Origin of the sequence: Streptomyces sp. NPDC058872, assembly GCF_042743065.1 — a bacterium.
GTDB lineage: Bacteria > Actinomycetota > Actinomycetes > Streptomycetales > Streptomycetaceae > Streptomyces.
Window position 1 is genome coordinate 23,779 of the sequence record NZ_JBHYMK010000017.1, and the last position, 12,414, is coordinate 36,192.

Below are 12,414 nucleotides of genomic sequence, written 5' to 3' on the forward strand. Positions count from 1 at the left end.
GTCAGGCACCGCTCCACGCTTCCGCTGCACCGGCCCGGAGACCGATCCCGTCGGTGACCCCGTCGACGGCGGGCCCACCGGCCCCTCGGCCAGCGGCTTGGATCGCCCAGTACACCGCCTCCGGCGTCGCCGGTGACGCCAGCTCGACGCCGACGCCCGCCGGACCGAACGCGGCGACCGCCTGCCGCAGCGCCTCGCGCACCGAGAGCGCCAGCATCAACGGTGGTTCGCCGACCGCCTTGGAGCCGTACACCGCACCTTCTTCGGCGGCGTCCTCCAGCAGCGTGACGTGGAACTCCTCGGGCATCTCCGAGAAGCTCGGCACCTTGTACGTGCTCGCGCCCTGGGTGAGGAGCCGGCCGCGGTGCGGCCCGTCGCCGGTGTCCCAGCGCAGGTCCTCCAGCGTCAGCCACCCCGCACCCTGGACGAAGCCGCCCTCGACCTGACCGATGTCGATCATCGGGGAGAGGCTGTCGCCGACGTCGTGCACGATGTCCACCCTCCGGATGCGGTACGCACCGGTGAAGCCGTCCACCTCCACCTCGGTCGCGGCGGCGCCGTGCGCGAAGTACTTGAACGGCGAGCCCCTGAAGGCGGTGGCGTCCCAGTGCAGGCCTTCGGTCCGGTAGAAACCGGCCGCCGACAGCTGGACCCGTTGGAGGTACGCGGTGCGCACCAGATCGTCCCAGGCCACCTCGCCGTCGCCGCCCAGCGCGTGTGCGACGCCCCCGACGATGCGCACGTCCGAGGCGTTCGCGCCCAACCGGCCTGCGGCCACCTGCAACAACCTCTTCCGGAGCTGCTCGCAGGCGTCCTTCACCGCCGCTCCGTTCAGGTCCGTGCCGGCGCTGGCGGCGGTGGCGGAGGTGTTGGGCACCTTGTCGGTGCGGGTCGGGGCGAGCCGCACCTTGTGCAGCGGCACGCCCAGCGCGGTGGCCGCCACCTGGAGCATCTTGGTGTGCAGGCCCTGGCCCATCTCGGTGCCGCCGTGGTTGATCAGGACCGAACCGTCCTTGTAGATCAGGACGAGTGCGCCGCCCTGGTTGAAGGCGGTGAGGTTGAACGAGATGCCGAACTTGAGGCCGGTGAGCGCGAGGGCCCGCTTGGTGTGCGGGTGCGCGGCGTTGAAGGCGGCGATCTCACGGCCGCGCTCGGCGATGCGGGCGCCGCTCTTGACCCGCTCCCACACGGCGGAGATCCGCTCGGGACGGACGACCGGCTGCCCGTACGGCGTGGACTGGCCCCGCCGGTAGAAGTTCCGCTCCCGCAGCTCGATCGGGTCCAGGCCGAGGAGGGGGGCGCACCGGCCCATGATGTCCTCGATCACCAGCATGCCCTGTGGCCCGCCGAAGCCGCGGAAGGCGGTGTTGGAGACCTTGTTGGTCCGCGCGACGCGTCCGGCGACGCGCGCATGGGGAATCCAGTAGGTGTTGTCGATGTGGCACAGCGCGCGGGCCACCACCGGCTCGGACAGGTCCAGGCTCCAACCGCCGTCGGCGGTCAGCGTGGCGTCCAGCGCCCGGATGCGGCCCGCGGCGTCGAAGCCGACCTTCCACTCGGCGTGGAACCCGTGCCGCTTGCCCGACATGGTCAGGTCCTGGGGGCGGTCGAGCCGCACCCGCACCGGCCGGCCGGTCAGCTTGGCGCCGAGCGCGGCGACGGCGGCGAAACCGTGCGGCTGCATCTCCTTCCCGCCGAAGCCGCCGCCCATGCGCAGGCACTGCACGGTCACCTCGTGGCTGTGCAACCCGAGCACATGGGCGACGATCTCCTGGGTTTCCGAAGGGTGCTGGGTGCTGCTCTGCACGAACACCTGCTCGGCCTCGTCGATGTGGGCGAGCGCCGCGTGCGTCTCCAGGTAGAAGTGTTCCTGGTCGGAGAAGCGGAACGTGCCGGTGAACACACGGGCCGAACCGTCGAAGCCGGCATCGACGTCCCCGGTCAGCATCACCGGCCGGGCGCCGTGGAAGCTGTCGGCGGCGATCGCCTCCTCCAACGTCACCAGGGACGGCAGTTCTTCGACCTCCACTTCGACGGCCTCCGCACCGAGGCGGGCCGCCTCCAGCGTCTCGCCGAGCACCCAGGCGACCGCCTGGCCGTGGAACATCACCTCCTCGGGGAAGAGGGGCTCGTCGTGCTTCATCCCCGCGTCGTTCACGCCGGGAACGTCGGCACCGGTCAGCACCCGCACCACACCGGGCACGGCGAGCGCGGGTCCGGTGCGCAGCGCGGTGATCCTGCCGTGGGCCTTCATGACCTGCACCGGATGGGCGTGCAGCACGTCCTTGGTGCGGTGGACCAGGTCGTCGGTGTAGAGGGCGGTGCCGGTCACGTGCAGCGCGGCGCTCTCATGGGGTACGGAAAGGCCGACGACGGGCCCTTCGGGGCGCTCTGACAGATGGCTCATGAGGGCACCGCCTCGGTGGTCCGGGCGTACAGCTTCAGCAGGCTCTGGCCGAGCATGGCGGAGCGGTACGCGGAGCTGGCTCGGTGGTCGTCCAGGGGAGTGCCCGCGGCGCGCAGTTCCCGGGCCGCGGCCTCGACGGTCTCCGCCGTCCAGGGCCGGCCCTCCAGGGCCGCTTCGGCGGTGAGCGCGCGGATCGGGGTGGCGGCGACGCCGCCGAGACCGATCCGCGCCCTGCGGACGGTTCCGTCCTCGACGTCGAGGGCGTAGGCGACCGCCACGCTGGAGATGTCGTCGAAGCGACGCTTGGCGATCTTGTGGAAGGCGGTGAGCGGCGACAGCGGCAGGGGGATGCGCACGGCGCGGATCAGCTCGCCGGGGCGGCGCACGCTCTGTCGGTACCCGGTGAAGTACCCCGCCAGCGGCACCTCGCGCTCGCCGTCGGCATCGGCGAGCACCACCGAGGCCTCAAGGGCCAGGAGCGCGGGCGGGCCGTCGCCGATGGGGGAGCCGGTGCCGAGGTTGCCGCCGAGGGTCGCGCCGTTGCGGATCAGCCGTGATGCGAACTGGGGGAACAGTTCGGAGAGGAGCGGGACGCTTCCGGCGAGGCGGCGTTCGATTTCGGTGAGCGTCAGTGCGGCCCCGATCTCGATGTGGTCGGGCGTGACGTTCAGCTCCCGGAGTTCGGGCAGACGGTCGACGGCGACCGCGCACTCCGCCCGCCGCGAGCGGACGTTCACCTCCACGCCCCAGTCGGTCGAGCCGGCGACCACCACCGCATCGGGGCGCTCGCGCAGCAACTGCAGGGTGTCGGCCAGGTTCCCCTTCCGCAGGAACGTCCTGCCGTCCCGGGTGTACGCGGTGCAGACGGGTGCGGGAGGTGCCTCCCCGCGGCGTCGTGCCAGCGGGTCGTCGTCGGCGGGCGTGCCGACGGCGAACGCTGCGTCGCGGATCGGGCGGTAGCCGGTGCAGCGGCACAGGTTTCCGCTCAGGGCGTGCAGATCGAAGCCGTTCGGACCGTGCTCGGCTTCGGTGCCGTCCTCCGGTCCGGTGCGCGCGCGGCGATCGGGACGGTAGTACTCGGCGGCCATGCTGCAGACGAATCCCGGTGTGCAGTAGCCGCATTGGGAACCCCCGCGGACGGCCATCTCCTGCTGCACCGGGTGCAGGACGGGAGGGGTGCCCGGTCCGCCGGTGGCCGCGAGCCCTTCGGAGGTGACGATCTCCTGGCCGTCGAGGGCGGCGACCGGCAGCAGACAGGCGTTGACGGCCACCCAGTCCGTGGGCTCGTCCACTCCGGGCCGGGCCAGCAGGATCGAGCAGGCGCCGCATTCGCCTTCGCCGCAGCCCTCCTTGGCGCCGGTGAGACCGCGTTCGCGCAGGAAGTCCAGCACGGTGGTGTGGGGTGTCGCAGGAGAGAGGGAGGTGTCCCTCCCGTTGATCGTGATCCTCGCCTCTACCATGTCGGACCTTCGTTTCGGTGGGCGATCGGTGGATTCGGCATCTTCGCCCATGTGGAGGCAGCTTTCTCGGCTTTGACGCGCCGTGTGACGGGTGCGCGCACCACGGCACGCGGACGGCGCGTGTCGTGAGGTGGTGAAGGGAAACCAGGACGTGCCGCGGAGGGGGCACGTCAGGACGGCGCGGTCAGCAGCCGTGTGCGATGCGACCCGGAACCCAGACCGTGGTGTGGGCGAGGCGACTCAGATCGGAGCAGGTGCACATCCGACGGTCGCCTCCTCTCGGTCGATGTGGGCCAGACGTGGACGGAAAGCTAGTTGCCGGCGTCCCGGAGGTCAAGGGCCGGTCTCGGCACCCCGACCGGGCATCCGGGACGATGGGGGGGTGAACCCGGCGGTCAGGCAGCTGCACGGGCCCCTGCCTCAGGGCGCGTGGACGTCACGGCGGTCGAACAGGGACGGGGCGAGGACGGCCAGGAGGAGGGCGAGACCGACGGGGGCTGCATAGCGCCACCACTCCGCGGCATGGGTGAGGGGCTCGCCGCCGAGGGCCCAGTTCCAGGGGGAGAGGTACTGGAAGTCCTTCCACCCCTCGCGGAGCGGGAAGAGGGCCGAGACGACGTAGCCGGCGACCGTCAGGCCGACGCCCGCGCCCAGGGCCGCTGACGGCCGGGACGTGACGGCGGCCGTCACGAGGGAAGCCGCCGCCGCGACCAGCGCGGTCAAGGCGCACAGGACGACCGTCGACAGCAGACGCGACACGGAGGTGCCGAGGTCCCAGATGAGGTCCGCGATCCACTGGACCAGGAACACGGTCAGGCCCAGGGCGAGGGTCGCCGCCAGCACGGCGAGGGCCCGCGACGTCAGGACCGCGGTGCGGGAGACGGGCTGGGTGAGCAGCAGTTCGTACTGCCCGGACTCCTCCTGGCGCGCGGTCAGGGTCGTGGTGAAGGAAGCGGCGGCCACCGCCATGAGGAGGGGAACGAGGAGGGCGTAGAGGTTGCCCCAGAGGAAGCCTTCCGGCGAGCCGAGGTCGCCGATCCCGAGGGCCTGCACCAAGCCCTCGGGCATGCTCGCGGTCAGGTCGGACATGTCGGGGCTGTTCTCGAAGGCGGGCCAGAAGGCCGTGGTCAGGACGATGAGCGCGATGATGGACACGGCCCAGGTCAACCAGGAACGTCGCAGCGCCCGTAGCGCCCCGGTGGTCAGTACGGAGATCATCCGGTGGCCTCCTCGCCCTCGTGTCGGTCGTCCTCGTACAGTTCGCGGAAGGCGTCTTCCAGGTCGGGCTCGGCCAGCTCCACCGCCAGCGGGCGGGCGGCGGCGAGCACGGTGAGGAGCGGTGCGGGTGGGCCGGACAGGCGGGCGCGCACGCGCGGACCGTCGACCTCCACATCGGTCACCCCGGGCACGCCCGTCAGGTCGGGCACCGACGGAGGGGCGTCGAACACGGCCTCGACGCGCTGGGCCGCGGTGCCGCGCAGTTCCTCGACGGTGCCCCGGGCGACGATGCGGCCTCCGCGCAGGACGACCGCCCGGTCCGCGGTGCGCTGGACCTCCGCCAGCACGTGCGACGAGAGCAGCACCGCGGTGCCACGGGCGCGGGACTCGTCCACCAGGTCCCGGAAGACCTGCTGGAGCAGGGGGTCGAGCCCGCTTGTCGGTTCGTCGAGGACGAGCAGGTCGGCACGGCTCATGAACGCACAGACGAGGGCCACCTTGCGGCGGTTGCCGGTGGACAGGCCGTGGGTCGCCTTCGTCGGGTCCAGCCCGAGGCGCTCGGTGACGTCCGCGCGTCGCACCGGATCGCAGTCGCCCCGCAGACGGGCCACGGCGTCGAGGAGTTCACCGGCGGTCGTACGGGCCGGCAGGCGCAGTTCCCCCGGCACGTACGCCACTCTCCGCCGGGCCTCGACGCCACCGGTGCGGGCGTCGGCGCCGAACAGGCGCAGGGTGCCGGCGGTCGGTCGCAGCAGGTCCAGCAGACAGCGGATGGTCGTGGACTTGCCGGCGCCGTTCGGTCCGAGGAAGCCGACGACTTCGCCGGGCCGCACGTCGAGGTCGATGCCGTGTACGGCGCGGAAGCGACCGTAGTCCTTCACCAGGCCGTCGATGTCCACGACGTTCATCTGTGGTCTCCCGTCCGTCGGGGCGGTTCGGAATCAGGAACGGAATCAGGAACGGAATCAGGAGGCGAGGCCGCTCATGGCGTCGCCGACGTACTTCGCGCCCAGGAGGACGAGGACCGTGGTCATGATCGCGGCGTTGTGCGTGGCCATCCAGGCCTTCACATCGGCCAGGAGCGTGGTGGCACGGTCCCCGCCGAGCAGGTAGACACCGAGCGGGAGCACGGTGCAGAGCGAGGCCAACAGCACCATCACGGCGGCTGCCGCCGCCTTGCCCCCGGCGGAGGCCGTGGAACCCGCGATCGAGACGGCTCCGCCGACCGCGAGCACGAGGTTCTTGGGATTGGCGATCACCAGCGCGGCCGCGAGTCCCGCTGCCTTGCCGGGGGTGGCGGTGTCGACGGCCTTCATCCAGCCCGGTGTCGGGGCCTCCTGGCCCCGGGGCGGCCGGTCCCTCCACTGCTTCAGGCCCAGGAGCAGGAACACCAGCCCGAAGGCGAGTTTCAACCAGAGCGTCCAGGACGCCGGAGCTCCGTCGCCACCGGCTGCGCCGGCGCCGGAACCGGCCAGGACGACGACCGTGACGACCGAGGCCACGGCCACGGTCCAGCCGGCGGCGAAGGCGATGCCGTTCGCGCGGCCCTTCGGTGTCGCGAGCATCAGGATCACCGCGACCAGCGGCAGCGGACTGATGGCGATGCCGACCGCCGAAGTCAACATCTGGCCTACCGCATCACCCATGACTGCTCCCCTGAGGTGGGCACGAATCGCTCCCAACCTCACACAACCGGTCCGTCGCCGCCTCTCGGAGCGGACCGGCTCGTACGGGGCGCGCTTGGTGGGGACGTGCGCGGCCTCACCCGTTCGGCCCTCCCGTGGCCCCGGGGGCGCCGGACCCCGGCCCGTACCGCACGGACCCCGGGTGCTGAGGCGGCGCCCCGTCCTGCCGTCGCGGGGCCGGTCACGCCGGGAGGACCCCACCGAGATGCGGAGGACGCGGGCCCGGGGCGCGGTGAGCCCCCGATGGCCCCTCCGCTAGTCGTCGCCGTGGAAGACGCAACCGACCAGGGCGCCCGTGCCCATGCTGACCACCCCGACGGCCGGATCGGTACTGGCCCGGACGAAGCCCCCGCCGTACCCGTCGTCACCGGAGCCCCGCGCGCCCAGGTAGATGCCCCAGTTGAGGAAGACCTCCTGCAGGCCGCCGGTGTCGTCAGGGAAGGGCTCGGCAGCGGGACGCACCCGGTGCTGAAGCACGACCGGCCCGTTCATCGCCGCGGTGACCCTGCTCTCCCACTCGGCCGCACTCACCTCCCAGCCGGCGGTGATGCCGTTTCCGCCGTGTAGCAGCGTCGGCTTCAGGATCAGCTCGTTCCGGTGGGCACGGGCATGGGCGAGGGTGTCGACCCGGGTGCCGCCGGGATCCGTGACGCGGGGGCGCACGTATCGCGTCCACGGCAGCAGCCGGTCGATGCACGCCAGTTCGCCGGCATCGAAGAGCGCGCGGTGGCGCTCGTCGGAGAGCATCGCCAGGGTCCCCTTGTTGCCGTACAGTTCGGCGTCCAGCCGGCTGCACAGGCCCACCCGACCCCGCTCGACCGCAACCAGCAGCGGTTCCAGCTGGGCCGCCGCGGAGGGGTCGGCGAGGTCCTCGGCCAAGAAGTAGCGGAAGACGACGTCCACGGTCCGCCCCGCGACCGCCGGCCGACCGTCCGGGTAGGTGAGTTCGTCGAGACCGCAGGCGATGCCCTCGACTCCGTGCTCGGCCAGTTTCGCCGCGAACACCCCGAGCCGGGGTCCCACGACGGCGAAGTTCTCCGCCGTGTCCACCACGGCGACGACGGGCGCCCGACCGGTGGGGATGTGCGCGGCGCACTCGGCGTACATCGTCCGCACCATGCAACCGATGGTGTCCCGGTAGCCGAGCCCATGGCGCCGCACGAACTCTTCGAGGGGCGGATAGGCCAGCATCGCCCGGTTGATGTCCGCGTTCTCGAAGCCCCCGAGCGCACTGGTGACGTTGAACTCGAGGAGCTTGAAGCCCGTGCCGTCGTGGTAGAGGTCGGCGCGCCCCAACGGGAGGAGCGAGCCGGTTCGGGCGCTCCGGGTGATCAGCGCGGACTGCAGCGCGTCCATGCCGACCGCGGAGGCCAGCGCGGTGATGCTCCCGTCGAAGGCCCGCTCGGGCAGGGAGCGCAGCAGCGCGTAGACCGTGTGGAGGTCGCCCATGACGGCACGGCGTTCGCTGCCGCTGAGGAAGGCGGGTCCGTTCAGGAACCTGTCCTGGTAGGCGAGCGTGAGGGACGCCGATTCCCTGGCGGCGGCCGTGGGATGGGTCGACGACGCGTCTCGCGCGAGCTGTTCCCCGTATGCGTGTCCCAGGCGCGACCGGGGCGGTTCGGGCGGGCTCGTGGTCGTCATCACAGCTCCTTGCTCTGCTCGGCACGGGTGATCCACTTGCGGTGGGCGCCCACCAGGAGCGCCACGGCGACGACCGCCATGACGGCCGCGCCGATGCCGAACACGGCACGGGTGCCGACCTCGGCGGCGACGATGCCACCGGCCGCCGCACCGATGGGCAGTCCGCCCCAGGAGACGAGCCGGTACACGCTGTTGGCCCGCCCGAGCAGGTGCTGCGGCACCAGGGTCTGGCGCAGGACGACCACGACGACGTTCCACGTCACCGTGCCGCAGGCGAAGAGCGCGAGGGCCGCACCGGCGGCGTACGCGGAGGGGACGGCGGCCAGCACCGCCTCGCTCGTGGTGATCAGGACGGCGGTCGCGACCAACGCGCCCTCCCGGCCCAGGCGTTCAGTCAGGGCCGGGGCGAACCGGGAAGCCGTGACGGCTCCCACGGCCTGGCAGGCGAGCAGGACGCCGAACCCGAACGGCCCCAGATGGAGCACCTTCCCGCTGTGGATCACCAGCACGGCGAGCATCGCGTTCCCGGCGAGGTTGATCAGACACGACACCAGGGCGAGGCTGCGCAGCAGGTGGTGCCGGTAGAGCCACGCGGCACCGGCCAGCATCTCCGACAGCACGCCCGCCCTGTCCGGTGCGGGCTCCGGCGGCTTGGTGCGCCCGATGCGACTGACCAGTACGGCCGAGCACAGGAAGGTGGCCGCGTCCACGCCGAAGGGGACGGCCATCGCCAGGCCGAACAACAGGGCGCCGACGAGCGGGCCGACGAAACCGGTGCCGGCCTCCTGCGCCGCCATGATGCGGGCGTTGGCGGTGGCGAGCCCGTTCTTGGGGGCGATGAAGGGGACGAGTACCTGGGCGGCGTTCCGGCAGAAGACCTCACCGGTGCCGAGCAGGAACATGCAGGCGTAGAGCAGCGGCAACCCGCCCCAGCCACCGATGATCCCGAGCGTGAGCAGTGCGAGCAGACCGGCCCGGGCGAGGTCGACGCGCACCATCATGGCGCGGATGTCGACCCGGTCGACCAGGAGCCCCGCCGGAATGCCGAACAGGATGAACGGAGCGGTGAACGCCACCGAGGCGGCTCCGATCAGACGCGGGTCGTCGGTGAGCCGGGAAGCCAACAGGGGGGCGGCGGCGATCGTCGCCCCGTCGCCGAGCGAGGACACGGCGGCGGACCACCACAGCCGGGAGAAGTCGCCCCCCAGGCGAGGCCGTTGTGCGCCGACCTGGTTCGTCGTCGACGCGCTCATGAGGCCGCGAGGCAGCGCAGCCGAAAATCCATGGTCTCCCCTTCGCAGGCCGTCCCGTCGCCGAGGTCCCGCCAGCCCGTTGTCGCTCGTCGGGACCCGCACTGGTCCGGCGCGCGGGATTGTCGAGAATAGTCGGCGTCGGAGGCGGAGTCGAGAAAAAGATCAGGTCCGTCTGCAGGGAGTGCTCCTGTCGCCCGTGCGCCCGCGACGGGGTCGACCGCACGCCTCTGCGGATGATCAAATCCCCCGTGACCGAGGGGGTTTGTGCCCTGCGGTCTTCTGATATGTTCGCCGCCGCTGGGCGCTGAACCGGCGGTCAGTGACGGTGCATGCAAGGGAGGGCATGCCGTCAACGGGGCTTTCACACACTGCATACGAGACCTTGGGGTTCGCGCTCGCGGCACAGCGCCATCCGTGCGACGAACCGTGGCCTGATGGTCTCGATTCCTTCGTCCTCCGGTCACGCAGCCATGCGTCGACTGCCTCATGCCCGGCCCTCGGGGGCGCCGACAGCGACGGCTGGTTCCGGTTGCCCCGAGGGGGCGTGACCGCACGCTTCGGTGCGCGGAACCGGAACGGACGGACAACTCGGTGAGGCACGTGGGTGCCTGCAGTCAGGGCTGCCCCGGGGCAGCCGCGCGCACATCGAAGGGCGAGGACGACGTTGTTCATGGGAACCTGCGAACCGGATGCCGCCAGACGCACCACCGGCGCCCGCCGTGACCTCTTGCACCGACTTCTGCTCCACCCCCTCCGCTCCCACGGAGGCATACGTTGAGCCTCACGGCAGACCTGACCGAGATGCCTCCGGACGTCGGCGAACCGCTCACGGTCGCGGTCATCGGGACCGGTGCGATCGGCCGCGACCTCGTCAGCAAGACCCATCGGTCCCCCGCACTCGACTGCCGACTGGTGGCCGGACGCAACCCGGAGTCCGAGGGCCTGCGGTACGCCGAGGGCCTCGGACTCCGCACCAGCGCGGGCGGCATCGAGGCGGTACTGGCGGCCCCGCGCCCCTTCGACGTCGTCTTCGACGCCACCAGCGCCGCGTCCCACCGGGAGCACTGGCCACTCCTCGAACCGCTGGGCACGCTGGTCATCGACCTGACGCCCAGCAAGATCGGCCAGATGGTGGCCCCCACGGTCACCGGGGTCTCGACGGCGACCGGACGCAACGTCAATCTGATCAGCTGTGGCGGCCAGGCGTCCGTGCCCGTGGTGCACGCGCTCGCGGCCCGCTTCCCGGTGACGTACGTCGAGGTCGTCTCCACCGTGGCCAGCGACGTGGCCGGTCGTGCGACCAGGATGAACCTCGACGAGTACGTGACGACCACCGGCCACGCGGTGACCGCCTTCTCCGGCGTCACCGACGTCAAGGCGATCCTCAACATCAGCCCCGCCGTGCCGCCGGCCACCTTCCGGACGGCCGTCCGGGCCCGCATGACCGGTGCCACCCCGGCAGCCGTCCGAGAGGTCGTCGACCGGGTGGCAGAGGACGTGCGGTCGTTCGCGCCCGGATACGAGATCACCGCCTGCACCGTCGTCGACGACCTGGTGACCGTCACCCTCCGGGTCATGGCGCACAGCGACGTCCTGCCGCCCTACGCGGGCAACCTCGACATCATCAACTCCGCCGCCGTCATGGTCGCCGAACAGTACGCGACCCGGTCGGGCCGGACGTCCCGGACGGGGGCGACCTCGTGAAGCGCTTGGTGATCCACGACCCCACGCTGCGCGACGGACAGCACGCAGTGCGGCACCAACTCGGACTGGCCGCGCTGCGCCGTTACGCAGAAGCGGCGGACGCCGCGCGGATTCCGGTGGTGGAGGTCGGCCACGGCAACGGACTGGGCGCCTCCTCGCTCCAGGTGGGTCTGGCCGCGGCGAGCGACGAAGCCATGCTGTCGACCGTCCGGGAAGCCCTTCGCCACAGCCGGATGGCCACTTTCATGCTGCCCGGCTGGGGCACCTCCGCCGACCTCCGACGAGCCGTCGACCTGGGCGTCGACATCGTCCGCATCGGCGTCCACGCCACCGAGACCACCCTGGCCGAGCGCCATCTCGGCTTCTTGCGGGACACCGGCGCAGAAGCCCACTGCGTCCTGATGATGAGCCACATGGCCGGCCCGGACGAACTGGCCGAGCAAGCCGCGCGGGCCGTCGGGTTCGGAGCACAGGCGGTGGGCATCATGGATTCCGCCGGACACCTCCTTCCCCCGGACGTCACCGCTCGGATCGACGCGATCGTCAAGGCCGTCGACACCGTCCCGGTGATCTTCCACGGACACAACAACCTCGGCATGGCCGTTGCCAACTCGGTGGCGGCTGCCGACGCGGGCGCCCTGATCATCGACGGCTGTGCCCGCGGCTTCGGAGCGGGAGCGGGCAACACCCAGCTCGAAGTGCTGGTTCCGGTCCTGGAACGGAGCGGGTTCACCACCGGCATCGACCTCTACGGACTCCTCGACGCAGCCGACCTCGCCGAGCGCGAACTCATGCCCGCGCCACCGGTGACCGCCTCGATGAGCATCGTCAGCGGTCTCGCAGGAGTTTTCTCCGGGTTCAAACACCGGGTCGTCGAACTCTCGGCCGCCGCCGGCGTGGACCCGCGTGACGTCTTCTTCGAACTCGGCCGGCGGCAGGCCATCGCAGGTCAGGAAGACCTGATCGTCGACGTGGTGGCGGAACTGAGTGCAGACAAGGCCGACGACTGACGGGTGTGCGACCCGCTCTCTGAGAAAGGAGGACGA

9 protein-coding genes are annotated in these 12,414 nt (G+C 71.5%); 2 read left to right on the forward strand and 7 right to left on the reverse strand.

Annotation, left to right across the window (positions count from 1 at the left end):
- Window position 1: 1 nt before the first annotated feature.
- From xdhB to ACFW22_RS13370, 7 genes are all read right to left on the reverse strand, one after another.
- The gene (xdhB, locus tag ACFW22_RS13340) at window positions 2-2,407 is read right to left on the reverse strand and encodes a xanthine dehydrogenase molybdopterin binding subunit (RefSeq protein ID WP_386402552.1); all 2,406 of its coding nucleotides are present in this window, start codon (window positions 2,405-2,407) and stop codon (window positions 2-4) included.
- Window positions 2,404-3,867 (reverse strand): xanthine dehydrogenase small subunit, encoded by a 1,464-nt coding sequence (locus tag ACFW22_RS13345; protein WP_386402554.1) that lies wholly within the window; start codon window positions 3,865-3,867, stop codon window positions 2,404-2,406. The genes xdhB and ACFW22_RS13345 overlap by 4 nt, the downstream gene beginning before the upstream one ends.
- 420 nt (window positions 3,868-4,287) lie before the next feature.
- Window positions 4,288-5,085, reverse strand: a complete 798-nt coding sequence (locus ACFW22_RS13350; RefSeq protein WP_386402556.1) for an ABC transporter permease subunit — start codon at window positions 5,083-5,085, stop codon at window positions 4,288-4,290.
- On the reverse strand, window positions 5,082-5,993 hold the full coding sequence (locus ACFW22_RS13355; RefSeq protein WP_386402558.1) for an ABC transporter ATP-binding protein: 912 nt from the start codon (window positions 5,991-5,993) through the stop codon (window positions 5,082-5,084). Before ACFW22_RS13355 ends, ACFW22_RS13350 begins: the two co-directional genes overlap by 4 nt.
- A gap of 57 nt (window positions 5,994-6,050) precedes the next feature.
- Window positions 6,051-6,731, reverse strand: coding sequence for a GAP family protein (locus ACFW22_RS13360; protein ID WP_386402560.1), 681 nt, complete (start codon window positions 6,729-6,731; stop codon window positions 6,051-6,053).
- Between the two features lie 294 nt (window positions 6,732-7,025).
- Window positions 7,026-8,411, reverse strand: a complete 1,386-nt coding sequence (locus tag ACFW22_RS13365) for a hypothetical protein (RefSeq protein ID WP_386402561.1) — start codon at window positions 8,409-8,411, stop codon at window positions 7,026-7,028.
- Window positions 8,411-9,664, reverse strand: coding sequence for an MFS transporter (locus ACFW22_RS13370; RefSeq protein WP_386402563.1), 1,254 nt, complete (start codon window positions 9,662-9,664; stop codon window positions 8,411-8,413). Before ACFW22_RS13370 ends, ACFW22_RS13365 begins: the two co-directional genes overlap by 1 nt.
- Window positions 9,665-10,438: 774 nt before the next feature.
- Here ACFW22_RS13370 and ACFW22_RS13375 point away from each other — a divergent pair.
- Window positions 10,439-11,368, forward strand: a complete 930-nt coding sequence (locus tag ACFW22_RS13375) for an acetaldehyde dehydrogenase (acetylating) (RefSeq protein ID WP_386402565.1) — start codon at window positions 10,439-10,441, stop codon at window positions 11,366-11,368.
- Window positions 11,365-12,378: a 4-hydroxy-2-oxovalerate aldolase gene (dmpG, locus tag ACFW22_RS13380; RefSeq protein WP_386402567.1), complete on the forward strand. Its 1,014-nt coding sequence runs from the start codon at window positions 11,365-11,367 to the stop codon at window positions 12,376-12,378. The genes ACFW22_RS13375 and dmpG overlap by 4 nt, the downstream gene beginning before the upstream one ends.
- The last annotated feature ends 36 nt before the right edge of the window (window positions 12,379-12,414 follow it).